Raw genomic sequence first — 26228 nt, 5'->3', positions numbered from 1 at the left:
AACACGCGGTTTTTTTTATTCATAGGCAATTAACATTGAAATATTTTCATTTTCAAGAATTTCACGAACTTTTGCTAAATCCTTTTTGCCCGCTGGATTTACCTCTGACAATTTATACTCCAACTGCAAGTTATCCCATTTATATTTTCCCATAATATGATAGCCTAGCAATTCCACTTTAGCATTGGGAGCAAACCTTTTCAATATCTGTGCCAACGTTTTTATTTCTGACAATGAATCATTCACCGTTGGTACAACGACATATCTTACGATAACTGGAGCATGTAAAGCTGCGTATTGCAAGTTTTCTAATATAGTCACATTATCTGTTACCGTTAAATATTTATGCGTATCTACGTTCGCAGCCTTTAAAGAAAAGAGAATCTGATCACAATAAGGCAAAACCTTTTCAAGTGCTTCCCGCGGATAAAATCCAGCCGTATCAAGCGTTGTATGAATTCCTGCTTGTTTACATTTTCTTAAAAGTTCAGCTACAAACTCTACCTGTAAAAGCGGCTCACCACCACTAATGGTAATGCCGCCATTAGAGGACTGATAAAAAGCTTCATACTGCTTGTAATCACTAATGACTTCATCCACGGTTATCGTCTTTTCACCCGCTTGCCAAGTATCTGGATTATGACAAAACGCACAGCATAGTCCGCATTTTGCTAAAAATAATACATAACGAATACCTCTGCCATCTACTGTACCAAAGGTTTCTTTTGAGTGATAATACCCAACAAGATTAGACTGCGTCATAGAAAGTCCTGCGAATCACTTCTAATTGATGCGCTTTACTCAATTTCACGAAATTAACCGCATAACCAGAAACGCGAATCGTAAGTTGTGGATATTTTTCCGGCTCTTGCATTGCCGCTTCTAACAATGAACGATCAAATACGTTGATATTGATATGGTGTCCTTTTAATAAGGAATAACCGTCTAGCAAAGCAACGAGATTTTTACTGCGTTCTTCAGTAGTCTTTCCCAAGGCTCCTGGTACGATGGAGAAAGTATAGGAAATACCATCACGGCAATCGCTATAAGAAATATTTGTTACCGATTTCATCGCCGCCAATGCTCCATGTTGATCACGTCCATGCATAGGATTTGCCCCAGGTGCAAAAGCCTCACCAGCTTTACGCCCGTCTGGAGTAGCTCCCGTTTTCTTGCCATACATAACATTCGAAGTAATCGTAAGCACAGATAAAGTATGCTCTGCATTACGATATGCAGGATGCTTTCTAAGTTTTGTAATAAATTCATGCGTTAATTCTTTTACCATACTATCAACGCGTTTATCATTGTTCCCATACTTAGGGAAATCACCCTCAATTGCAAAATCTTTTGCAATTCCGTTTTCATCGCGAATTGCTTTTACTTTCGCGTAGCGAATCGCACTTAAAGAATCTACTGCAACGGATAATCCTGCTACACCAAAAGCCATCAAACGTTTTACTTCGCTATGATGAAGCGCCATTTGTCCCGCTTCATATGCATGACGATCATGCATGAAATGAATTAAATTCATCGTGTTTACATATAACTCTGCCAACCATTCTAATACCTCAGAATAATTTTTACGCACTTTATCGTAATCCAAATATTCATCTGTCAAGATTGGCATAGATGGCGATAATTGTTCAGCTGTATTTTCATCTTTACCACCATTGATTGCTAATAATAAAGATTTTGCTAAATTTGCCCGTGCACCAAAAAATTGCATTTGTCTGCCAATTTGCATTGCAGATACACAGCAGGCAATTCCATAATCATCGCCGTAAATTGGACGCATAATTTCATCATTCTCATATTGAATTGCACTTGTATCAATCGAAACCTGTGCACAAAACCTCTTAAAATTTTCCGGTAATTTATCCGACCATAATACAGTTAAATTCGGTTCTGGTGCTGGTCCAAGGTTATATAACGTATGCAAAATACGGTAAGAACTTTTTGTTACCATACTACGTCCATCTTGACCAATTCCGCCGATAGATTCGGTTACCCATAACGGATCACCAGCAAATAATTCGTTGTATTCTGGGGTTCTAAGCATTCTTGCCAAACGAAGTTTAATGACAAATTGATCCATCAATTCTTGTGCTGTTTCTTCTGTTAAAATACCCTTTTGCAAGTCGCGTTCAATATAGATATCTAAAAACGTAGAAACACGACCAATCGACATTGCCGCTCCATTTTGTTCTTTAATTGCGGCTAAATAACCAAAGTATACAGCTTGGACTGCTTCTTTTGCATTTCTTGCTGGCCTTGCAATATCACAGCCATATTCTTTTGCCATAGCAATCATATCTTTAAGCGCTTTTATTTGCTGAGCAATTTCACTACGGCTACGCAACGTTTCTTCATCCATAGGTTTATCAAATAAAACATCCAAATCACGTTGTTTTTTTTCAATAAGAACATCAATTCCATAGAGAGCAATACGACGATAATCGCCAATAATTCTCCCTCTACCATACGCATCAGGAAGACCTGTAATAATTCCTAATTTACGAGCCTTGCGCATCTCTGGAGTATAAACACTAAATACTGCACTATTATGCGTAGTTGCATGATTCGTGTAAATCTCTTTAATTTCAGGGCTTAGTGTATAGCCATATTCACTACAAGCCTGCTCAGCCATACGTTCTCCACCGTTTACAACAACACCACGGCATAATGGTTTTTCCGTCTGAAGTCCCAAAATCACTTCATTATCTTTGTCAATGTATCCAGCTTTATGCGATACAATCTTAGAAACTTTCGTTGTATCTACATCAAGAACACCACCTTTTTCGTGTTCAAGTGCTAATAAATCTAGACATTTATCCCATACTCTTTTTGTTTTATCAGTAATCCCTGCTAAGAAATCTGCGTTGCCATCATAAGGCTTATAATTTGCTTGAATAAAATTTCTTACATCAATAATTTGTTGCCATCTACCCTCATTAAAACCTTGCCAATATTCAAAATCCATGAAAACCACCCTTTCCAATCTTAGCTATATTTAGAATACCTTGTTTATCATATAGAAAGACCCCCTGAGCAAAATATAAAACTCCATGCCCAGGCGGTCGAATTCTCTCACCATATAGTTCACGTGATCATCTACCACGCTATATCCGCCAATCCATATTCCATTTCACTTAAAAACTCTTTATTAAAATTGACTCATGGTACAAAAAAACCATCTAAGCATAAACGAAAAATGCCCAGACGGTCGGCTTCTATTTTACAATATAGTCCATGTGGTGCTCCACTTATCCGTCAATCCTATATTGCCTGTCATATTAATTATTTATTATAACAATTTTGATTATACATATAGCTAATAATATTGTCAAGCAAAATTTAGTACCTGGTAATAATAATTTTAGCACCTGGTTTTAATAGTTGCAAAAACTTTTTCATATATTTTTTTGGAATACTCACACATCCCGCTGTAGGTTCCTTAGTTTCAACATGTAAAAAAACTGCTGAACCAGCTCCTCTCACAATCGGCTGAGTATTATATTCAATTACAATTGCATAAGTATAACTTTCTTTATAATTGCATAAATGTTCCTCTGAAATCCAATCTTTATCAGCAATATCACTTCTCACATATCGATTATAATACTTAGAATTTATATCATCGACCCACACATCTTTTTCATCAAGTTCTTTATAGGGAATTTTTGTTCCAGGATTTTTTTCTACGCCAAAAGCTAAACCAAGATCATATACACCAATTGGCGTTTTCCCATCGCCTTCATGTTTATCCGTCGTTAGACCATTTCTTCCAATGTAACCGCTCGTCTGCCATTTTTCAATCCAATGACTTTTATTATTTTTTTCATAAAAACCTACTTTAGCCCGCGTCTCTTTTGCCCGCACTAATACAATTTGATCACTTTTATCTAACAATGTACCTGCCTCAACTTCTGTTGCAAAAAATGAAGCGCATATCGCAAATAGTGCTATCTCTTCTGATAAAACTTTCTTCATCAGTCCTCACACCTTTTCTTTTATGCTGTTATTCCACCATCAATACTCCAGGCTGCACCTGTTACAAAAGCAGCTTTTTCCGATACTAAAAAAGCGATAGTTTCTGCCACCTCTTCTGGAGTTCCAATCCGCCCCAGTGGATACACATCACACATCGCTTTTAACTGCATAGATTCATCTACATTTTGAATAAATTGTGCTCGCGTCATTGGCGTATCAATATCAGCCGGACATACACAGTTTACCCGAATACCTTCTGCCGCAACTTCTAACGCTAAAGCCTTTGTAAATAGTGTTACAGCTCCCTTTGAAGCACAATAAGCACTACAAAGATAATTCCCTTTTAAGCCTGCATCTGAAGACACATTAACAATAGAGGCAGTGCCATCTTTCGCAAGTAATGGCAAACATTCCTTACACATAAAATATGTTCCTTTTACATTCGTATCCATGACAGCTAAAAAATCTTCTTCCGTCATATCGCCAATAGATTTTTCAAGATAAATGCCCGCACTGTTCACCAATGTATGTATCTGTCCATAACTTGCATCTATTTTTTTAGCTAACCGCTTGCATTCGCTGACTTTACTAACATCACCAGAAAAGAATGCAGCGTTTTCCCCAAGCAATTTTACTGCCAGCTTTCCCCTCGTCTCTGACCGACCAATGAGAACGATTTGATATCCGTCGCGCAATAAGCATTTTGCAGCAGCAAGCCCAATTCCTGAAGTTCCCCCTGTGATTACCGCAACTTTTTTTTCCATCATTGACTGCCTTTCAAATCTGTAAATCTATAGCCAACACCACGTACTGTTTCAATTGCTTCTGCTAACTGAGGTTCAATACTAAGCTTTGCACGTAAATGACGCACATGTACATCTACAGTTCTCGTATCTCCATAATATTCATATCCCCATATTTTATCCAGCAGTTCTTCACGAGAATATGCCCGATCAATATTTGTAATAAACAACTTCAGTAATTCATATTCTTTTGGGGTCAATTCTATCTGTGTTCTTCCAATAAATGTTTTATATGTGCTAAAATTCATTTTTAAATTACCAACTTTAAATTCACCAACAACTGTCGTATCTTTATTACTCCTTCTGAGTACTGCTTTAATTCGCGCAATTAACTCTCTTGGGCTAAAAGGTTTCGTTAAGTAATCATCAGCTCCTAATTCTAAACCAAGAATTTTATCAATTTCTTCATTTTTTGCTGTCAGCATAATAATCGGAATACTGGATGTCTTTACATCTCCCTTTAATCTACGGCATACTTCCAGTCCATCCAATTCAGGCAACATTAAATCTAAAAGGATTAAATCCGTCTTTAAGCCAACTTCTTCTAATGCACTTTTTCCATTATCCGCAAGTCTTATAATATAACCGGCTTTCTCTAAATTAAATTTTAATAATTCACGAATCGATTGTTCATCATCGACAATAAGGATTTCTTGCTTCATCTTACACGACCCCTCATGATATTATTATCCCAATACACAATAAAAGCCAGATCTCGCGACCTGACTTTTATCATAAATTATGCATTTACAGCGTCTTTAAGACCTTTACCTGCTTTGAAAACAGGGTTTTTCGATGCAGGAATTGTAATTTCAGCACCAGTTTGTGGATTGCGGCCTTTTCTTTCTTCACGTTCTTTAACTTCGAAAGTACCGAAACCAATTACTTGAACTTTGTCATTTGCTACTAAAGCTTCTTCTACGCTAGCAAATAGCGCATTCACCGCTTTTTCAGCATCTTTTTTCGTTAAGCCAGCTTTTTCAGCAACGCTAGCCACTAATTCAGTTTTATTCACAAACATATCCTCCTCATGAAATGATTACGATTAGCTTTATTCGCTGTTTATTTGCCTATTCCTCTTTCTTTTAAAAAATTTTACAAAAAAAACCGTGATATTACATCAAAAATGTGACTTTCGCCTCATTCCAGTACTTACCAAGCTCTTCTAATGCTGTTCCCTTCCATGATTTACCTTTATCTTTCAACTTATTTTCAATATAAGAAAATCTTTTAACAAATTTATTATTTGTCGAATTTAATGCAATTTCAGCATCTACTTTTAGAAATCTTGATAAATTTACAATTGAGAATATCACATCACCCAATTCTTCTTCTACTTTTTTTGGATCAGACAACGCGATAGCTTCTTTTAATTCTTTAATTTCTTCCTCTATTTTATCCCAAACTGGGGTGATATTATCCCAATCAAAGCCAACTTTTGCAGCTTTATGTTGTAATTTATATGCACGCATTAATGATGGTAAATCTTTTGGCACACCATCAAGAATATGCGTACGTTCTTTTGCTTTTTCTTTGCGTTTAATTTCTTCCCAGTTCAATACAACTTCACCAGCATCACGTACTGTAACATCACCAAAAACATGGGGATGACGACGAATTAATTTTTCTGTAATTCCATCAATCACATCTTGCATCGAAAAAACCCCTGTTTCTTCTGCCATACGTGCATGAAACACAATTTGTAAAAGCAAATCCCCCAACTCTTCACATAAGAGCTCCGCATTTTCAAAATCAATTGCCTCTACTACTTCATATACCTCTTCAATTAGATTTCGCCTTAACGAACGATGTGTTTGCTCAATATCCCATACACATCCGCCGGGTGAGCGAAGTCTTGCCATTACATCCGTAAGCGGAGCTAAATCAAAACATTCTTGCGATTGTTTATACGGAGGAATATAAAGGCTTGTCAAGTGATCAATTCCTGTTTGCCGATCTAATTCATACAATGCTATCTCTATTATTTTTTCATTTGGCAACCCTAAATTTTGAATTAATGTGACTTTAAAATCATCTGGATAAATTTCCATTAAGCTTAATTTTGTATCCGATGCAACTTGACTGTTATACACCTGCGTAATCACAATCCCATTTTCTGTACTACAAACCAATCGTTCAATGTCCTTACTATCAATTACGGTAAGACCTTCAATCGGATCAATTCCTAATCTAACATACAAAACTTCAATAAAACTCATTCCAGCTAAAATATTAACTTTTACCTTTAGTTTTTTACCTAATTCGCGAATCAAAACTACTGTTTTTTCAGCAACCAGCGGACTGCCTGGAACAGCGTATACAATATTTTCTCCGCATTGCGCACGACTTATGCAATCATTTGCAATCGTTTGATAGACCTCTTCAAAGGTATCTTTTGTATTATACACATAATCATATGAGTTAAACTGAACGCCTCTAGCTTGCATTTCCTCCACGGTTGGATGTTTCGCAGTTCTAAGCAAAAGCGTTTCAGCCGATGTTATTTTATCCCACGTTTCCATCGTAATATACCCAAATGATCCCGGTCCAAGTCCAACAATCGTTATTTCTCCCATTTCTAAATCTTGAATTACAAAAGTAATTCATCCTCCTAACCAAAATAAATGCATATTTCATTATATTCTATATAGTTAAAAAATCAAATTATACAATGATCAAGATTAAAAATATTAAACTAAAAGATTTTTTCCGAGTCATAATACATTCCCCATCTGTGCCTAATCTCCGTCATAATATCCATTACATCAATCGTATTGGTAAGCAGCATATCTTTTTTTCTTGAAATGATTGCTTCTTCTATGTCTTCCATTTCATACTGCAATGCATCTGAGCGCTTTCCAGCAACTATTGTTTCTATGGTTCCCGACGATGTATATACAATTTTCTCTTCATCAGCTCTTGGATATTCCATGATTTCAATATATCCCTTTTCAAAAGCAATCACCGCTCTTTTAGGCAATGTTAATGCAATCGTTGCCATCTCGGCTCGTTCATTCATCAATAAAATGCCTGCTTGTTCATCCACTCCACTTTCAGCAAATCTTACTTGAGAAAGAATTTGCTTAGGTTTAATAGACATAAAATATCTCGCTAATGAAATTGCATACACGCCAATATCAAGTAATGCCCCACCTGCTAAATTTTTATTAAAAAAACGACTTGTCATATCATACTCTCGATAACTGCCAAAATTTAATTGTATCATTCTTACTGCTCCAAGCATCCCTGAAGCTATAAATTCCTTTAGCTTTTTATAAAGCGGCATATGATAAATTGTCATAGCTTCAGCTAAAATTACCCCTTTCCCCTTTGCCAAATTTACTGTTTTTTTTAATTCTGCATTGTTTAACGTAATAGATTTTTCGCATTATGGTATAACCAATTTTGTCAATTACAATTAAATAAGGCTGTTAAACGGGATAATCCCTTATAACAGCCTTATTTATATCTTCTATCAAATTAAGCGCATTTTTTCTAATACTCTACTAACACTTTTCCCAACTTTAGGGATGCTTTCAATCTCATTTTTTGTAACTCCACCAATTAACAAAATAAAAATTGTATAAATAACTCCGCCACTTATTATTGCTCCCATAGTCGATATTGTATTTCCCCAAAACTCTCTCATCAATGCATCATAGGAAACAAATACTGCTATACTCATCATCACCGTTGCCACCATCACTTTAAAAATAGATTTTAATTCAAGAGCTTTACCAACATAACGATAAATAAAAAATAAATTTAACAGTGCCGCCGTACCAAAATCTGCATTTGTCGCCCAAGCAGCACCTTCAATTCCCCATGATGAATTTGCCGTTAGCGTCCAGCTTAAAATCACTTTTACAAATGCTGCAATAATCATATTAATTAAAGGAATCGTCGTATGACCTAAACCTTGTAATATTCCTGTTGTTACTTGCCCAATTCCTAATAAAACAACGCCGAATGAAAGTACAGCTATACAACTGCTAGCATTTGGCGTAGCATATAACATTTCAGAAATTGGCATCGCTAATAAATATAAACCAGCAAAGCTTGGAATCATCAATAAAATTGCCATCCGAAGCGCTGTTACCGCTCGCAGCGTAATCCCATACCGATCTTTAAGCGCCACAGCTTCTGAAATTGCCGGCACAAGACTGGCGGCAAGAGATGCAGTTAAAATTGTCGGCAGATTGACTAATGAAACTGCCATACCTGTTAAATACCCAAAGAGCTCTGTTGCAACTTCAACACTATAACCAGCATTCTCCAATCTTGCTGGAACGATAAATAAATCAATACTCGCCGTAAGCGGCAACATAATATTTGCTAATGATACAGGGAGTGCAAGAATGGCCAGCCTCTTAATAATAGAATAACTAGACTCTTGCACAATCTCGCGATTTTGCATTTTCAACTGTTCTTTATGTATAATTCTGTGTCGCCAATAATAGTAAAGAAGTATGATTACGCCTGCTGCTGCGCCTGGTGCTGCTCCAAAACTTGCCCCAGCTGAAGCATACGCTAATCCATAGGGCAAAAGTACAATTGCCAAAGCTATCATCACAACGACGCGAATCGCTTGTTCAACAATTTGCGATATGGCCGTTGGTGTCATCATCTGCATTCCCTGAAAATAGCCACGATAACTTGATAAAATCGTAACGAAAAAAATTGCTGGTGCAAGTGCAGCAATTGCATAATAGGCGCGTTCATCACGTACAATCTGTGCATCAACCAGCCATCCCGCTCCATAATACAATAACCAGCTAAAGAACAATCCTGTTACCATCATCAATTTTAATGATAAGCGAAATATTCTATTTGCTCCTATGTAATCTTTTAATGCTAATTTTTCCGCCGTTAAGATCGAAATAGCTACAGGAATTCCTGCAGAAGATACACTTAGTGCCAATTGGTAAATTGGATAAGCCATCTGATATAAACCTATACCTTCACCACCGAGCATTCTCGATAAAATGATTCGATTTACCGAACCAATAATCTTAACAACGATCCCTGCAATCGTTAATATTAATGCCCCTTGAATAAATCTATGTTTCACACAATATCACCCTCTTTTCGCCAACAACTAAAAAGGGATACTGTAAAATAGATTTTCATTTCTAATTTCACAATATCCCTGCTACAACTTTTACATTGCCATTTGTTTTCCCAAAAATCCCGCGGCTGTTTCCGCTAACTTTAATTCAACATCTCCCATTTTGACATTTGGCTGCTTTGTACAAATGATTACCGCGCCAATTGCATCTCCTTCTACAATGATCGGTGCAATTACTTCGGATGACAATTTAAAATTTTCTATTTCATCATCATCAATGTCAATTGGGCAAATTCTGCCTTTATATTCAATTGGATTATTGATAAGTACGGCTTTACGGTCTTCCATGATTTTTTCGACCAACGTACTTAATCCTTTATTTAAAAATTCCTTTTTTGCCGTCCCCGCCACTGCTACAATTTCATCGCGGTCAGCAATTAAAACGATGTGTCCAATTGATTCGTATAAAGAATCACAATATTCTTTTGCAAAGTCACCTAGTTCATTTACTGGAGAGTATTTCTTTAAAATTACTTCACCATCTCGATCCACATAAATCTCTAATGGATCACCTTCACGAATCCTTAGGGTACGGCGAATTTCCTTCGGAATAACCACCCTTCCCAAATCATCAATTCTTCTTACAATGCCTGTTGCTTTCAAATATTATCCCCCCTTTTCAACACCTTCTGACATTCGATTCCAATAATAGTATATATCTGCATATTGAAATTTATTCATCGTATTGAAAAGAGATCCTGTTACTTTTTCTTCTCTGTTACTGCTAAAGTAATCAATATTTTCGTCACATATTTTAAAATATTTTTTGCATAATTTTGCGTTAGCCGCATACGAATAATTTCTGGCGGCCCAGGAACAACTTTTATAAATGCTGCAAATAAAGCTTTTAATTTTATTATATTTTCCATCTCTACGTTCGGCACATCGCTAAAAATAAACTCAATCTGCATCGGTTGCTGAATAATAGATTTTAAACCTAAATGCCGCGCAATATTTTTTATGCGTGCAACAGTCAATAAATTCATTACCTCTTCTGGCGGTTCTCCAAATCGGTCAATCAATTCATCTAACAACTGTTCTAAATGCTGTTTATTTCGAATTGCTGCAATACGCTGATATATTTCTATCTTATGCATCGCATCAGCAATATAATCCCCCGGTAAATATGCTTCTATCTTTAAATCAATCATAGGCTCTTCATAGCCTTTCACCGGTTCACCTGTTTTCTCCTCTTGAATTGCCTCTTCTAATAATCGACAATACATTTCAAAACCAACACTGGCAATATGCCCATGTTGTTGTGCCCCAAGCAGATTCCCAGCACCACGAATTTCCAAATCACGCATCGCAATTTTAAACCCTGCCCCAAGTTCAGCAAACTCTTTAATCGCCTGTAATCTTTTTTCTGCAACTTCGGTTAATACTTTATCCGCTTGATAAACAAAGTATGCAAATGCCATATGATTCGATCTGCCAACACGCCCGCGCATCTGATAAAGCTGTGAAAGACCAAAACGATCCGCATCGTAAATAATAATCGTATTCGCATTCGGTACATCAAGTCCATTTTCGATAATACTCGTTGCAACTAAGATATCATCTTGCCCTTCATAAAAATCTAACATAACTTGCTCCAATAGTTCTTCTGCCATTTGTCCGTGTCCAACTTGAATTTTTGCATCAGGAAGCATATTCGCAAGATAATTACTCATCTTATCAATGGTTTCCACACGGTTATAAACAAAATATACCTGTCCACCACGCTTTAGTTCTCGCTTGATTGCATCGCGAATAATCGTATCATTATTCTCAACCACATACGTTTGAACTGGGTAACGTTCTTCCGGCGGCGTTTCAATGATACTCATATCCCTTGCCCCGACAAGTGACATATGGAGTGTCCTAGGAATTGGAGTCGCACTCAACGTTAACACATCTATTCCATGACTCCACTTTTTCAGTTTTTCTTTTTGAGCAACACCAAATCTCTGTTCTTCATCGACAATGAGTAACCCCAAATCTTTAAACCTTACTTCTTGATTTAAAATTCGATGGGTACCGATTAAAACATCGACTTGACCAGTCTCCAGTTTCGCCAGCGTTTCTTTTTGCTCTTTCGCCGTTCTAAATCTACATACAACATCAACTACAGGACCAAAACCAGCAAAGCGATTTTGAAAAGTCTTAAAATGTTGCTGCGCTAGAACTGTAGTTGGCACTAAAACTGCAACTTGCTTTCCACTCATGACCGCTTTAAACGCCGCCCGAATTGCCACTTCCGTTTTTCCAAAGCCAACGTCACCACAAAGCAATCGATCCATTGGTCGAGGTTTTTCCATATCAGCTTTAATCTCTTCAATCGCCGCCAATTGATCCGGCGTTTCTTGATATGGAAAAGCCTCTTCAAACTCTCTTTGCCATGGCGTATCAGCTTCAAAGGCAAAACCAGTCTCCGTTTTTCGTTTTGCATAGAGCTGAATTAATTCCTTTGCCATATCTACAACGCAAGCTTTTGCTTTAGCTTTGGCTTTTGTCCACTCCGTACCACCCATTTTATGCAGACGTGGCACTTCTCCTTCTGAACCAATATATTTTTGCAACAAATGTACTTGATCCGTTGGCACAAATAATTTATCATCGCCGCCATAACGTATATGCAAATAATCGCGATTCATTCCGCCAACTTCAATTGTTTCTACACCGATATATTTGCCGATTCCATGATTTACATGAACAACATAATCACCAATATTAATGTCACGGAAATAGGTGATTTTCTCTCCTTTTGCTGCGCGTGGCAACGCACGTTTTTTCTGCCTGCCGAAAATATCTTTTTCCGTAAGAACAACTAAATTTGCTTGTGGCAATTCAAAACCATTATTTAACGTTCCTAAGCAGATATACACAGCCGAATCAACAAAATCAGATTTCCCATCAAATACGATAGATGGTATCTTCTGCTCATTTAAAGAAGCACGCATAGATTCTACTTTCTGTGCACTTGTCATAAATAAAATCGGTTTCATCTTGCGTTCAAGCCAGCCATTAAGCTCACTTACCAATAAATCCATCTGCTTATGATACGGTGTTGCTGCTTTTGCAAGGACACTGATAATTTCGCTTGGCTCTGCATTTGGCGTTTTCTGTAATAATAAAGATAAATACATGACATTATGTTGCTTCGCTAAAGCAATAATTTCATGCCAGTTAAACATATGCTTCTTTAATTCAGGATTTTCTTTCACTAAAGAAGTAATTTGTTCCCGAATACGTGATGGTTCATCAAATATAACCGTCGCTTGCTCCTCTAGATATGCCAGAAACATTTCTGGCTTGCCTGTACTATCTGTCTGCATCAATGGCAAAACATCAGCATTCGTAATGTTTTGCAAGGAACGTTGCGTTGTTAAATCAAATTCTCGCAAAGAATCTATCTCATCACCAAAAAACTCCATACGAATCGGCAGTTGACGATTAATCGGAAAAATATCAACAATGCCGCCTCGCGCACTAAATTGACCAATACTATCTACTTGCTCCACACGTTCGTATCCTAGTTCAACAAGCTTTTTTAATACCCTCTCTCGCTCTATTAATAAACCAATAAAAAGCGATAAACTTGATTTTTCAAATTCTTGTTTTGACAAACCTTTTTGTACAGCAGCGGCTGCACTTGCCAAGACAATAATCTTTTCCTTACGAATTAATCGCCCTAAAACATCCATTCGTTTTGCTGCCAGTGCCATGCTCTTTGCTGCAGCAGAAAAAGTAACCATATCAAGTGCTGGCAATTCTAAAACTGCAGTATCAGGAAGCAACATAGATAAATCAGCCTGCAAAGCTTCTATAGATTCTTTCGTATTTGTTAAAATAATCGTCGTGCGTTGGTTTTCTTTAAAGCAACTTGCTAAAACCATACTTTTCTGCGAGCCTGACAATCCATAAATTAAACTTTCTGCATGATCCTTTGCAAAGCAATTTACCACTTTAGCAATTGATTTGTCTCGCTTAACTAGCTCAAACAGCTTTTCCATTTTTACACCTCACCCATGCCAAAAGGGGCTTTAGCTATCGCTAAAGCCCTATCATATATATGCAAATTTCTCTTTTTTTAGAACTATCTCAATGTAATAAGTTTAGTCCGTTTATCGGGAATGAAGTAGCCTGATCCTGCGCATCATCCAACCCCAATTCTTTAATACATGCATCACATAACGACTGTACATCCATCGTATCGGATAATGTATCAACACTAATTATAGCTTTCCGTTCATCACCAGTCAAGCAATCAAAGCCAAGCTTTTTTTCATCCACTACCGCTAGTTCAATTTCATCAATATCCGCGCCACAAATTTCACAATGATAACATATTTTCATTGTACTCTCCTCAATTATTTAAGATTATTGCAGGATTCATCAATACACCATCACGCTCTACTTCAAAATGTAGATGCGGACCTGTAGAATTTCCCGTACTTCCCATCGTAGCAATCGGTTCCCCCGCTTTTACAATACTATCTGTTTCGACCAAAATAGATTGTAAATGCCCATATAACGTAGTATACCCTTGTTTATGTTCAATTATAATTGTGTTACCATAACCAGATATCCACCCAGTAAAACTTACTTTTCCATCTTTTGCCGCTAAAATTGGTGTCCCTAAGTCATTTGCTATATCAACGCCATCATGATTTCTTCCTCCACGTGCTCCAAACTCTGACGTTACTACCCCATGTGTAGGTGCAATAAACTGTGATATATTTGCCCGTGATACTGGAACTTTCTCTTCATCATGCTTATTCTTATACTGCTCCATTTCTGCATTCGCAGGCAATGCAGGCTCCTCAGGAGCAAGTTCTTCTACTGCTTCAACTTCCATAAGCGGTTCATGCAACTGTTTTGATTCTGGCGCTTGTTGCAATAAACACCAAGTAATACCTGCAAGAAAACTAAACGCAAGTAAAACACATAAAAATTTTTTATAGTTAACTTTTTTTAATGTCATAGAATCGCCCACCTATTTTTTTACAAATTTTAGATACTATAATTATCCTTAACGGGAAAAAGAAATTTTATGCAAAAAAAATCTACTGCACTAAACACTCACCATGTTTAGCTACAGTAGATTTTCATCTTATAATAAGATACAACCACTGACTCAGGGAGAGTTTTTACTCCCACCTTAAATTACTATCTAAAATAAATCCCTTTCGATATTTTGACGACGCTCTTCAATCAATTCTTCTATATATTCATCCTTAGTTTTGTCAAGATAACGCTGAGCAATAAGATTTGGAATTGTAATGCCAACAGCAACACTAATAATAATAAGTACAGCAGTAACACCATTTTGAATCGCAACCAGTAGTGCCACCGTATCCAATTCTTTTATATTAAAAAAAGCAAAAAGTAAGCGATAAAGTAACACGCCTGGGATAAGCGGAATAACGGATGGTATCGAAAGTACATAGGCTGACGTATTTAGCCAATGCGTAGATTTCATCGTAATAAGTCCTACTACAACTGCACCAATAAATGATCCTGCTACTTGACTCATTCCAAGTTCAAAAGCAAAAAAATTACGTAGACATACGGAAATAATCCCACCAATCACTGTCATGATTAATAAGCGAGGTGGCACATTGAAAATAATGGAGAAACCAGCTGCTGCAATCGCAGCAAAAATTGCATGAGAAAGATAAATGCTGTCCGGTACAACGTTGAGTGTTGTAAAATCAGCAACATTTGCAATGCGAATTGCAAGAATAATTCCAAAAGTCATACTTGCGACAATAAGCAATGTATTGATACTACGCGTTGTTCCTGCCGCTATATAATTATTGAGCATATCATCGACAGCATTGATAAGTGGAATCCCTGGGATAATAAATAACGTACAAGCAATCATTGGATACCAAGGCGTAACTGATCCTGAAATAAATTGCGTAAGATAAGCAAGAAAAGTGGCTACAAATGCAGCAATAGAAATTCCTGCATAGGGATTCACACCCCATTTATTACAAAGGCTTCTCACCCAAAATCCGCTAGAAGCACAAATCATTGTCCAAAAAAATGCCGCCCAATCACAACCAAATAACTTACCGAAACTTCCACAAGCAAGACCTGCCCCTAAGACAGATAAAAGTGGCGAATAATTTCGTTTAAGTTTTCTAATTCTCATAAGTTCAGCTTCGTATTCATCTAACGTATAGTTTCTCTCCAACGCATGCCAAGAGAGTTTTATAAGTGCAGAGATAACTGTCATATTCACACTATGGTGCTGACATTTACGAAACTGTGTGTAAGAATGATCTCCGTCACTTATATTAAGCATAATCGTCGTACACGTAATATGTAAGTGAATTTTCCGCTTTGGAATTCCCATATAGGCAGCTACGCGTTTCATATCCCGCACAATGCGATTTGTGTCCGCCCCACTTTCCATAAGCATCTGCCCCGTTTGTAACAAAAGATGCATTTTTCGCTCAACTTCAGCGTAGGGTTCTTGTAATACCTGTTCGTCAATTATCATAATCATTAATGACTCCTTTTAATCGTATCTAATTCATATAGATTGTAACAACCTCATATTTACAATAAATTATTTTGTTTTAAATATATTTATATTTTCCTCTAATGCATCTGATATCGTTTTCAGCTTCGTTGCATCTTCTGAAATCTCACCAATGGTATCATTGATTTCTGTTGTCGAAGCAGAAGTTTCTTCTGTAATCCATAAGCAACGTTGCAATAATCTCTTCGATTAAACGCGCTGAATTATTCGATTTCTCCACTAATTTTTGAATTTGTAATGCTACTACGGCAAATGATCTGCCTTGTTCCCCTGCAGGTACTGCCTAAATTGAAGCATACAAAGATAATAAATTCGTTTCCTCCACAATGGATGTAATCAAGGCAGTTGCATTTTTTGTTTTTGTCGCCGCTTTGTTTGTTTGATGCGTTTGTTCATAAATATCCTCAATAGTGATTTAGCTTTTTCATTAATTATATAAAACTTTTCATTTTTTCTTAAACCTTCTTACTTTATCTTATCAATTTCTTTGTATTTCCAAATAAAAATAAGCAGCAGAACAAATTCATTATTTCTAAAAAATTTGCTTTGCTGCTTATTGCGAATCAAAAAACATGATATCGCGCCTCCTCTATAAAGCAACTAAAAAATTATATCTTAATGAAAATCTTTTAGTAACTTTATTGTACAAAAAACAGTACTACTTTCAAATAAATATATCGACTCATTTTTAATCTAAATCAATATTTCTTACATAATTTGAGGCATGTTTTAAAGTTATAGTTTCCGTTTTATTTAAAAAAGTTAAATCTGATTCACTACGCATAGAGATAATATGATAACTGTCACAATGCATACATTCTAAAATCAGATTATCCCCCATAATATCGGCTCTGAATTCTTCTTTTCCACATGGGCATATCACATTTCCCTGTTCGACCATATCATGTACTTTATTTAGCACGTCTAAAACCAACTGTTGTTTTTCAATTTTTTCTGGAACTTCATTACAAGAAGTTTTTTCAAAGGCCAATTTATTAAAAGTTAATATCTCTTCAATATATTTTCGCTTACCAATATACCCAAGTTCAAAATAATCCTTTTCACAATAAATTTTTCGAATTGTAAATTTCTTTATATCTTTCAACTTTATTAAATGTTCATGTACATTTTCACAAACACCACAAGGAATTCTTAATCTAAATCTATTAGAATCATCACGCACTAATGTCGCTTGAATATGGCTACAGCTACATTTCAACATACTGACCTTATTCCGTGATAAAAAATAAGAAATATCATGAATCTCAATTTTTCCACAACGTTGACAATATAATGCAATCGACAAAGCAGCATGAATCAGCACGCAACTCACTCCTTTCTTGATTGATAGATTCGCCATATAGCAAAGAATTCCTTCTTGAAAATAATTCATAAAAATAGGAGAATGCTTCTCATCATTCTCCTATTTTTAGTGTGAAATTAGTAAACAACATTACCCTATCATCAATTCTTCTTTATGACCATCAAGATAGCTGGCAACCATTTCACATAATGTAATAATATCAAATGGTTTTGTAATATACGCATATGCACCAAGTTCTTTGGCTTTTGTAACTAAATCAAGCTCACCATAAGCAGTCATCATGATAACTCTACTTGCCATACCTATCTCTTTCAACTCTTGTAGAGTTGCAATCCCATCCATACCAGGCATTTTCATATCCATTAAAATCAAACTAGGTTTTAACTTTTTTACAGTCTCTAAGCCTTCATAACCATTTGCAGCAACATTTACTTCATAACCTTCATCCGTCAACACTTCTACTAATAGTCTCCGAATTCCCGGTTGGTCGTCTACCACTAATACTGTACTCTTAGATAATGTCATTTTTTCACCTTGCTCTCTTTCAGTATAGTATTAAATTTTCTATCTTTTTACATTTCGCTTTTTTCCCTTAATCTCCTGCTAAAATTAAGTAAATAGTGGTAAAACTTTCTGTTTAAAATAAGTTACGATTCTATTAAAAAAGATGAAATAATCTGTATATCCATTCATTATGATAGATTCGCATGCTGTATGTTGCATTTTTATCATCGACCAAAAATTCAATTTCATTACTTTCAGTCGGCAAAAAGTCTTGAATCTTAATTGGCTTACCCTCTTTAAGTACAATAATTTTATACGCTTTTTCACGCAGCCATAAAGGATACTTCACTTTTACCATCAATGGATTACCTTGGTTGACCGGAATATCTTTACCTAACAATTTAATTTCATAATGTGTAGTTAATAGATTTTCATCAAGTATCCGTCCATAAACAGCCAAAAGTTGCGGTGTATAATAATCAAGATACGCTTCTACCAATTCATCAGCAGTAGCAAAACGCAGTAAACCCGGCTTTACATAACGCTTTTCCACATAAGACAAATGGTTATTAAGCAAATCAAAATGTCCACCTTCTAAACTTCGCCAATCACCATTTCCCATCATAAAGAAGGCATGCGTGAAGCCAACAATTGCATGAACGCCTGGCATAACTTTACCACTCCCAACAAAATAGTTCATGCCCTGATCAACTTTCTGATTCCAATCCAATTCATTTCCTTTTTCATAGGCAATAAACTCTTTTGGTGTTAATCGAAATTCCACTAAACCGACATCCTGTAAATCTTTCGTAGGTGCATTGATATCTGACTTCGAAGCAAAATAAATCTCATTTCCATAGTCAGCCGAAGTATACCCCTGAATATTGCCATCCGCATCACTTGAAGCTAAATACCCGGCTTTTTGATATGCACGTGTACTTATCATTTCTTCTTGTGCACCATCCCCGAAATCAAATGAACCTGCTCTAGCCGTTAAACTTTGCCCCATAGTGGCATTACCAATCATTTCTTCCAGCATAGATTGATATGCATATAAAGAACCTACTCTACTTTGATAAATGTCATACTCCCCTTCTTCTGGTAATAAATTTGCCCATCCATGCAACAAATGATTTCCCCAGAAGCCATTACGCTCTTTATTAAAAGATAATAGATTCACACTTATATATGGATCATAATCCATATGCATATGCAAAGCGTATGCATGTCCTAATTTAGTTTGCTCGTGTACCGAATTTTTAACTTTCTCTATAGTCTCTTTCCAGCCTTGCTTCGGTGCCTTTTCTTCTGCCCATGCAGCTGCTTTCAAAATCGGTAGGGCAATATAATGCGTCCATTTTGCACCATATCGATCTGCAATTTGATTCATTTTTTCTGCTTTGCTTATCATTTGAACTGTTAATTCTTCTGGATTTAACCATCCATCTTGATTTCCCCATGCAATAGAATATCCAGCGCTGTCAGCAGGTTCTAAATCTTCCGTTAATACATAATATACTCGTCCATCTTCCCTATCGTTAATAGATACCTCTACAGGACTTTCCTCTTCAACGACTCCATTGATTTTGAAAAAAATCTGCCACGGTTTATTTAAGTTTACAATATCGGCGCGATTCGCTTTTACCTTCCAAGTTAATACCCGCTTTTCTCCCGGTTGAAGGTACTCATTTATCCTTTGTGTATCCTCTATGGTTACAAGTCCATAACCGTATGGCATAACAAGCTCTACACCAGCACTATCTATGACTTGTTGACTTCGATTTTGTAAAATTGCTTGAATAGTAATCCATTCATCTTTGTCTACCTGATAAAAATTTTGTAATGGTATCATATGCAAAGATTTAGAATGATCATCAAATAAATCTCTTCTTGCAATTAATGCGTGTTGTCCGTCACTAGCCTCTACATAAAATCGAAAATTTGCAATTTTCGAATAATCTACATGCCCAAGCTCTTTATCAAACATAACTTTTACATTGTAATAGGTATCAATCCAAGAGCCAATAAAATTAATACTATATCTAGAATCTACCCATTTCATCGTTTTCGTGTTTTTAGGCAAATCTCCTGTAACTACCCATCCTATACCAGCTATAACATTACCGTCAGCGTCCACCCCATCAACTACAAAGCGACCTGTTCCCTGTGTAGATAAAAATTGCAGCTTAAAATTAACCGTACTCGATATATCTGCAAACATTTGATCTCTATAGATAATCCTACCATCCTGACCAGCAGCAATCTCTAATAAAGGCACTTCCTCATTGCCTTTCTGAAGGAGACGGTATGAATTTCCTTCTCCTTCAGTAATTATATGTTCTTTAAGTGTATCTTCTTCCATTACAGACTCAATTAACGCACCTTGCTTTTGACTCTGATTTTCCTGATTTACCATACATCCCGTAATGCATAATGCAATACTAACTAACAAAAGAAGATATCTCATCATAACGTCGGTGGTACAGGGATAGTGCCATTAAAAATTGACATAAACATCGTCCCAAGTAAAATGAATGATAAAAATAGAATCACAGCCACAGCAAGTATTGGCAAAATCATCACCAGAAAAGCTTTAGCACCAGTCACTTGATATACGATTTTTATCCCTGTAAAGTTCAAATAGAAAGTCCATACAACAACAACAACAGTAGCCACTAAAATTAATGTAGCTGCAATATCAGCAGATAAAAAACTTGCAATTAAATAAATTGGCGTGATTAATAATTGAGGAAAGTAGGAAAAACCTACAACACTTAGTAATGACTTTACCTGACCTGTACCTGCCATTAATTCAGCAATTAAATGCCAAATTGCAACCATAATAAATAGAGTAGTAAAATTCCCGATAAGCTGTAAAACAATCAGTCCACCTCGATACGATACCCCTCCACTGCCAGCAGAGATTGCAATAAGCGATAAAGTCGTCGTAATAAATACGACTAAACAAGCTTGTAAAATTTGCGGTGTTTGTGCAAATTTTTGAAAAGCCTCTTTAGGTTTAAATATCACATCATAAATTGTTTCTAAAAATTCTCCCACGTTATTCACCTATCCTCTTGCCGGTATAGCCATCGGCACAATTGATTTTACTTCATTTTCTGCTTTTGTCTGAGAAAGAAAAAGTTCCAATAAATTTGCCTTGCTATTGCTTTCTAGAAGTGCAGAGAAAGGATTATTGTTTCCATATTCTTTGATTTTAACTTTTCCTTGAATGCCGACTTCTTTTGCCGTTTTATCTATTACATCATAAAGATTACCTAACTCATCCACTAACCCAAGTTCTTTTGCCTGTTTTCCACTATAAATTCTGCCATCGGCCAAGGATTTCACTTTATCTATATCCAGCTTACGCCCTTCAGCAACAACCCTCACAAATTCATTATAATTTTCGTCTACAATATTTTGAATTAACTGTCGTTCCTCAGGTGTCATTGGACGATCATTTGCTAAGATATCCTTATGCTCACCACTTTTAATTTTATCTGATTTAATACCAATTTTTTGATAAAGCTCTTCCCAATTAGAATAGGAAATATAAACGCCTATACTGCCCGTAAGCGTTGTCGAATTTGCATAAATTTTATCTGTACAAGCGGCTAACCAATAACCACCTGAGGCGGCAATATCGCCCATAGAAGTTACAACCAATTTCCCTTTTTCCCTAATTTTCTTAATTTCATCTCCTACTTCTTGGGTAGCCGTAACCGCACCACCAGGGCTATTAATTCTAAGAATAATTGCTTTAATCGAAGGATCATCACTAGCTTTATGGAGCTGTTTAATTAACCCTTCACTACCGCCGTCCTCTGAAAATACGTTGGCTGTATTTCGTTCACTCTTAATGACACCATCAACATAAATGACAGCAATTTGTTCTTTACTTCCTCTTAAATCACCATTTGTATTATCTTCAGATTTTTTACCACTTAAGTTTAACAAAACAACGGAAAAAAGAATAACTAAAGCAATAATTAACATAGTTTTTTTCTTATTCATCATCTATTCTCCTTAAAAAGAAAACTGTTGGATAACCAACAGTTTCTGTTATTGTGCCCATAGATACCATGCGATGTTATCATGACCTTTAATCTTAAAATTTTAATTAAGACCATTATTTAAATTTTAATGCCGCCCCAACAAACTCTCTAAACAATGGATGAGGATTATTCGGACGAGATTTTAGTTCGGGATGAAATTGCGAAGCAACAAACCATGGATGATCTTTCACTTCAATAATTTCTACCAAACTATCATCTGGTAAAGTACCAGCTATCGTCAAGCCTGCGTTTTCTAACTCTTCACGATATTTATTATTGAACTCTAAACGATGGCGATGACGTTCATGAATTAATTCACTACCATAAGCTTCATATGTTTTTGTATCTTTTCTAACTTTACATGGATAAGAACCTAAGCGCATCGTTCCACCTTTATCTTCAATATCCACTTGATCTGACATTAAATCAATCACTGGATATTTCGTATCAGCATCCATTTCCGTACTATTTGCACCTTGCATATTGCAAACATTGCGCGCATATTCAATTACCGCACATTGCATGCCTAAACACAGACCCAAAAAAGGAATTTTATTTTCACGTGCATATTGAATTGCGAGAATCTTGCCTTCAACACCACGATCGCCAAAACCACCAGGAACAAGGATACCTTGACAGCCAGCAAATACTTCATCATAGTTTATCCCATTAGTTTCAATTTCTTCTGCATTCACCCATTTTATTTTTACATCTGCATCATTTGCAATCCCTGCATGGTGCAGTGATTCGGAAACACTGATATATGCATCTTGCAATTCAACATATTTCCCAACCATAGCAATTGTTACATCACGAGACGGATGATTTATTTTATCTACCATTTTTGCCCACTCAGTCATATCAGCGGGGCCATAATCCATTTTTAATTTTTCTAAAACAATTTTATCTAATCCTTCTTCCTGCATCATCAAAGGCACTTGATAAATTGTAGAAGCTGTTCTATTTTGAATGACCGCATCTGCATCAACATCACAGAATAAAGCCAATTTTTCTTTCATTTCCGGTGAAATTTCTTTTTCCGTGCGACACACTAAAATGTCAGGTTGGATTCCAATACTTCTCAATTCTTTTACACTATGCTGTGTAGGTTTAGTTTTTAACTCACCTGCCGCAGAAATGTAAGGAACTAAAGTTACGTGAATATAAAGTACATCATTTCTTCCAACTTCTTTTTTGACTTGGCGAATTGCTTCCATAAACGGTAAACTTTCGATATCACCAACTGTACCGCCAATTTCCGTAATAACAACTTCTGCATCACTTTCATCAGCAACACTATAAATTCGTTGTTTAATTTCATTTGTTATATGCGGAATCACTTGAACTGTACTACCTAAGTATTCTCCTTTACGCTCTTTATTTAATACAGACCAATAAATTTTACCGGCAGTAACGTTAGACCCTTTACTTAGATTAATATCAATAAAACGCTCATAGTGCCCTAGATCTAAATCTGTTTCTGCTCCATCTTCAGTAACAAAAACTTCCCCATGTTGGTACGGGCTCATCGTCCCCGGGTCAATATTGATATATGGATCAAACTTCTGAATCGTCACTTTTATCCCGCGAGTCTTTAATAACCGTCCTAATGAAGCCGCTGTGATGCCTTTACCTAATGAGGAAACAACCCCTCCGGTAACAAAAACATACTTTGCCATGCGAAAAATCCTCCTATTTTTGCCCTTGCATTATTCTATAAAAATCTTAAATGAATCTATATTCATCTTTATATTGACCTAAAAATACGCCAACAATTGTATCCTGTATTTATATCTGCTGTCAAGCGTTACTCTTCATCACGCTTTTTGGAAACCGGATCTAAATCTTGAATCTCTTCAAGAAGTTTTTCTCTGCGTTTTGTATTCGATTTTGTACTTGAACTGGAGCTACTAGAACGTTTCACCTCTTGTGGTGTAAGCTCAGCTAAACCCCACATTCCTTTTCCTACATGATGAAATCTGCTATCCATATTAATTAGTGTGTATACCTCAGAAATAGCTAGAGATAATGATTGCACTGGTTTTTGTTTTTTATCAATGATTTCCATAATTAAATCTTTAAAATAAATTGGCTGCCCTGCTGCACTTAAAATTTGATAAGCAATATCTACTTCTGCCATTTTTGTCATATCCAAAACAAAAAACTCCCCTCATATTTAAACGAACATTTCACAAATTAATTTTCTACATTTTTTCCGGTGCACTAACGCCTAAAATATTTAATGCATGACGAATCGTATTTTGTACAGCTTTCACTAAACTAAGTCTAGCCTCAGCCAAATCTTTTTCAACACCCATAATACGGCATTGATTATAAAAACTATGAAAATCCCCTGCTAATTCATGCACATATCTTGCAATGCGATGGGGCGCACGATCTTTTGCGGCAAAAGCAATTTCTTCTTCATAATCTGCCATCTTTTTAATTAAATCAATTTCAGATTCAGTGGTAAGCAGATTTAATTTTGCTTGACTAGTAAATCCTAATCCATTTTCTTCGGCTTGTCTAAATATACTACAAATGCGGGCATATGCGTATTGAATATAATAAACTGGATTTTCATTAGATTTAGACTTAGCTAAATCTAAATCAAAATCTAATTGGCTATCAATAGAACGCATAATAAAGAAGAATCTTGCTGCATCTGTTCCAACTTCCTCAATTAATTCTGCTAAAGTTACACTTTGTCCAGTGCGTTTTGACATTTTTACTAACGCACCATCACGATACAAGCTAACCATCTGCAAAATTAAAACCTCAAGCGCATCCCCTTTATACCCCATAGCTTCAATGGCAGCTCTAACCCGACAAATATAGCCATGATGATCTGCGCCCCAAATATTAATTAATGTATCAAAACCACGTTCTAACTTATCACGATGATAAGCAATATCCGCTGCTAAATACGTAGGTACGCCATTATCACGAATAACTACACGATCTTTATCATCACCATAAGCTGTTGATTTCAGCCATAATGCACCATCTTTTTCATAAATATTCCCGTTTCCTTTAAGAAACTCACAAGTTTCATGAATTGCATCTGCTTGATGTAAACTGCGTTCACTAAACCACTGATCAAAATGTACATTGAATGCTGCTAAATCTTCCTTCAGCGCCGCTAATTTTTCTTTTAATGCTAACTCTTTAAAAATTGTTAACCGTTCTTCAGCACTCATAGCTAAGTATTCGTCTTGATGTCCATCGATAATGCGTTTTGCAGTATCAATAATGTCATGACCATGATATCCATTTTCCGGGAAATCAACCGTTTGACCTAGCAATTCTAAATATCTTGCATTCACTGATGCTGCTAAATTATCAATTTGATTGCCAGCATCATTAATATAGTACTCACTTGCTACATGATAACCAGCAGCTCTAAGTAAGTTTACTAAAGCGCTCCCCATGGCTGCCCCGCGTCCATGTCCAACATGTAATGGCCCCGTCGGATTTGCACTTACATATTCAACCTGAATTTTTCCATCATTTCTCGCTGCTAAATCACCATAGGTTTCACCTTTTTCAATAATGGCCGCTAAACGGTCATAGATTATATCCGATTTTAGATAAAAATTAATAAAGCCTGGTCCAGCAATTTCCGCTTTTTCTAACCAGCTTTCACTTAAACGCTGAACAATCGCTTCGGCAATTGTTCTCGGATTCGTTTTCGCTGCACGCGCTGCTTGTAATGCAAAGTTTGTGGCATAATCACCAAATTCTTTTTGCGGTGGTACTTCTAAGATAATCTGAGGTAATTTCTCAGCATGAAACGCCCCATCAACAATAGATTGCTGTGCGGCGCGACAAATTGCGTCAATTAGAATTTCTTTAATATCCAAAATATAACGTCCTCCTGTAA

Annotated in this window: 23 protein-coding genes and 1 riboswitch; all 23 genes read right to left on the bottom strand. The window is 36.2% G+C overall.

Annotated features, from left to right (window positions below):
• Positions 1 to 15: 15 nt before the first annotated feature.
• Positions 16 to 762 (bottom strand): pyruvate formate-lyase-activating protein, encoded by a 747-nt coding sequence (gene pflA / locus ACWZFG_RS00545; RefSeq protein ID WP_177505236.1) that lies wholly within the window; start codon positions 760 to 762, stop codon positions 16 to 18.
• Positions 749 to 2983 carry a formate C-acetyltransferase gene (pflB, locus tag ACWZFG_RS00540; RefSeq protein WP_177505237.1) on the bottom strand — a complete coding sequence of 745 codons (2235 nt, stop codon included), beginning with the start codon at positions 2981 to 2983 and terminating at the stop codon, positions 749 to 751. Before pflB ends, pflA begins: the two co-directional genes overlap by 14 nt.
• A 226-nt stretch (positions 2984 to 3209) precedes the next feature.
• Positions 3210 to 3291, bottom strand: a riboswitch (ZMP/ZTP riboswitch).
• Between the two features lie 66 nt (positions 3292 to 3357).
• A complete protein-coding gene (locus ACWZFG_RS00535; RefSeq protein ID WP_177505238.1) occupies positions 3358 to 3993 on the bottom strand; it encodes a L,D-transpeptidase family protein in 636 nt (211 codons plus the stop codon).
• Between the two features lie 20 nt (positions 3994 to 4013).
• Entirely contained in the window at positions 4014 to 4757 is a 744-nt protein-coding gene (locus tag ACWZFG_RS00530; RefSeq protein ID WP_147667650.1) for an SDR family NAD(P)-dependent oxidoreductase, read from the bottom strand.
• The gene (locus tag ACWZFG_RS00525; RefSeq protein ID WP_177505239.1) at positions 4757 to 5458 is read right to left on the bottom strand and encodes a response regulator; all 702 of its coding nucleotides are present in this window, start codon (positions 5456 to 5458) and stop codon (positions 4757 to 4759) included. The genes ACWZFG_RS00530 and ACWZFG_RS00525 overlap by 1 nt, the downstream gene beginning before the upstream one ends.
• 77 nt (positions 5459 to 5535) lie before the next feature.
• Entirely contained in the window at positions 5536 to 5811 is a 276-nt protein-coding gene (locus ACWZFG_RS00520; protein ID WP_177505240.1) for an HU family DNA-binding protein, read from the bottom strand.
• A gap of 100 nt (positions 5812 to 5911) precedes the next feature.
• Positions 5912 to 7372: a bifunctional methyltransferase/pyrophosphohydrolase YabN gene (yabN, locus tag ACWZFG_RS00515; protein WP_455576895.1), complete on the bottom strand. Its 1461-nt coding sequence runs from the start codon at positions 7370 to 7372 to the stop codon at positions 5912 to 5914.
• Between the two features lie 119 nt (positions 7373 to 7491).
• Entirely contained in the window at positions 7492 to 8133 is a 642-nt protein-coding gene (locus tag ACWZFG_RS00510; protein WP_177505242.1) for a Gfo/Idh/MocA family protein, read from the bottom strand.
• A 138-nt stretch (positions 8134 to 8271) separates the two neighbouring features.
• Positions 8272 to 9867, bottom strand: coding sequence for a putative polysaccharide biosynthesis protein (locus ACWZFG_RS00505; protein ID WP_177505243.1), 1596 nt, complete (start codon positions 9865 to 9867; stop codon positions 8272 to 8274).
• 90 nt (positions 9868 to 9957) lie between these two features.
• A complete protein-coding gene (gene spoVT, locus ACWZFG_RS00500) occupies positions 9958 to 10527 on the bottom strand; it encodes a stage V sporulation protein T (RefSeq protein WP_147667644.1) in 570 nt (189 codons plus the stop codon).
• Between the two features lie 98 nt (positions 10528 to 10625).
• A complete protein-coding gene (gene mfd / locus ACWZFG_RS00495) occupies positions 10626 to 13919 on the bottom strand; it encodes a transcription-repair coupling factor (RefSeq protein WP_177505244.1) in 3294 nt (1097 codons plus the stop codon).
• A gap of 88 nt (positions 13920 to 14007) precedes the next feature.
• A complete protein-coding gene (locus tag ACWZFG_RS00490) occupies positions 14008 to 14262 on the bottom strand; it encodes an anti-sigma-F factor Fin (protein ID WP_177505245.1) in 255 nt (84 codons plus the stop codon).
• A 10-nt stretch (positions 14263 to 14272) separates the two neighbouring features.
• Entirely contained in the window at positions 14273 to 14890 is a 618-nt protein-coding gene (locus ACWZFG_RS00485; protein WP_177505246.1) for a M23 family metallopeptidase, read from the bottom strand.
• A 189-nt stretch (positions 14891 to 15079) separates the two neighbouring features.
• Positions 15080 to 16423 (bottom strand): threonine/serine exporter family protein, encoded by a 1344-nt coding sequence (locus ACWZFG_RS00480; protein ID WP_418627189.1) that lies wholly within the window; start codon positions 16421 to 16423, stop codon positions 15080 to 15082.
• A 63-nt stretch (positions 16424 to 16486) separates the two neighbouring features.
• Positions 16487 to 16636, bottom strand: coding sequence for a hypothetical protein (locus ACWZFG_RS00475; RefSeq protein WP_177505247.1), 150 nt, complete (start codon positions 16634 to 16636; stop codon positions 16487 to 16489).
• A 511-nt stretch (positions 16637 to 17147) separates the two neighbouring features.
• Positions 17148 to 17783 (bottom strand): hypothetical protein, encoded by a 636-nt coding sequence (locus tag ACWZFG_RS00470; protein WP_455576894.1) that lies wholly within the window; start codon positions 17781 to 17783, stop codon positions 17148 to 17150.
• Between the two features lie 129 nt (positions 17784 to 17912).
• A complete protein-coding gene (locus ACWZFG_RS00465; protein WP_147667639.1) occupies positions 17913 to 18308 on the bottom strand; it encodes a response regulator in 396 nt (131 codons plus the stop codon).
• A gap of 133 nt (positions 18309 to 18441) precedes the next feature.
• Positions 18442 to 20739 carry a hypothetical protein gene (locus ACWZFG_RS00460; RefSeq protein WP_455576893.1) on the bottom strand — a complete coding sequence of 766 codons (2298 nt, stop codon included), beginning with the start codon at positions 20737 to 20739 and terminating at the stop codon, positions 18442 to 18444.
• A gap of 14 nt (positions 20740 to 20753) precedes the next feature.
• Positions 20754 to 21356 (bottom strand): Yip1 family protein, encoded by a 603-nt coding sequence (locus ACWZFG_RS00455; protein WP_455576892.1) that lies wholly within the window; start codon positions 21354 to 21356, stop codon positions 20754 to 20756.
• Positions 21357 to 22304: a signal peptide peptidase SppA gene (sppA, locus tag ACWZFG_RS00450; RefSeq protein WP_177505251.1), complete on the bottom strand. Its 948-nt coding sequence runs from the start codon at positions 22302 to 22304 to the stop codon at positions 21357 to 21359.
• A 115-nt stretch (positions 22305 to 22419) separates the two neighbouring features.
• Positions 22420 to 24024 (bottom strand): CTP synthase, encoded by a 1605-nt coding sequence (locus ACWZFG_RS00445; RefSeq protein WP_177505252.1) that lies wholly within the window; start codon positions 24022 to 24024, stop codon positions 22420 to 22422.
• Between the two features lie 128 nt (positions 24025 to 24152).
• A complete protein-coding gene (gene rpoE, locus ACWZFG_RS00440; protein ID WP_147668184.1) occupies positions 24153 to 24494 on the bottom strand; it encodes a DNA-directed RNA polymerase subunit delta in 342 nt (113 codons plus the stop codon).
• 55 nt (positions 24495 to 24549) lie between these two features.
• Entirely contained in the window at positions 24550 to 26208 is a 1659-nt protein-coding gene (argS, locus tag ACWZFG_RS00435) for an arginine--tRNA ligase (RefSeq protein ID WP_418626735.1), read from the bottom strand.
• Positions 26209 to 26228 lie beyond the last annotated feature (20 nt).

The organism is Anaerosinus sp., from assembly GCF_965318445.1.
This window is presented reverse-complemented; position numbering and strand designations above follow the sequence as displayed.

Coding starts and splice junctions, on each gene's coding strand:
- pflA (WP_177505236.1), bottom strand. CDS start 762: ATGACGCAGTCTAATCTTGTTGGGTATTATCACTCAAAAGAAACCTTT.
- rpoE (WP_147668184.1), bottom strand. CDS start 24,494: ATGACAAAAATGGCAGAAGTAGATATTGCTTATCAAATTTTAAGTGCA.
- ACWZFG_RS00525 (WP_177505239.1), bottom strand. CDS start 5,458: ATGAAGCAAGAAATCCTTATTGTCGATGATGAACAATCGATTCGTGAA.
- ACWZFG_RS00535 (WP_177505238.1), bottom strand. CDS start 3,993: ATGAAGAAAGTTTTATCAGAAGAGATAGCACTATTTGCGATATGCGCT.
- ACWZFG_RS00445 (WP_177505252.1), bottom strand. CDS start 24,024: ATGGCAAAGTATGTTTTTGTTACCGGAGGGGTTGTTTCCTCATTAGGT.
- pflB (WP_177505237.1), bottom strand. CDS start 2,983: ATGGATTTTGAATATTGGCAAGGTTTTAATGAGGGTAGATGGCAACAA.
- ACWZFG_RS00480 (WP_418627189.1), bottom strand. CDS start 16,423: ATGATTATGATAATTGACGAACAGGTATTACAAGAACCCTACGCTGAA.
- yabN (WP_455576895.1), bottom strand. CDS start 7,372: ATGGGAGAAATAACGATTGTTGGACTTGGACCGGGATCATTTGGGTAT.
- ACWZFG_RS00465 (WP_147667639.1), bottom strand. CDS start 18,308: ATGACATTATCTAAGAGTACAGTATTAGTGGTAGACGACCAACCGGGA.
- mfd (WP_177505244.1), bottom strand. CDS start 13,919: ATGGAAAAGCTGTTTGAGCTAGTTAAGCGAGACAAATCAATTGCTAAA.
- ACWZFG_RS00530 (WP_147667650.1), bottom strand. CDS start 4,757: ATGGAAAAAAAAGTTGCGGTAATCACAGGGGGAACTTCAGGAATTGGG.
- ACWZFG_RS00485 (WP_177505246.1), bottom strand. CDS start 14,890: ATGACATTAAAAAAAGTTAACTATAAAAAATTTTTATGTGTTTTACTT.
- sppA (WP_177505251.1), bottom strand. CDS start 22,304: ATGAATAAGAAAAAAACTATGTTAATTATTGCTTTAGTTATTCTTTTT.
- ACWZFG_RS00490 (WP_177505245.1), bottom strand. CDS start 14,262: ATGAAAATATGTTATCATTGTGAAATTTGTGGCGCGGATATTGATGAA.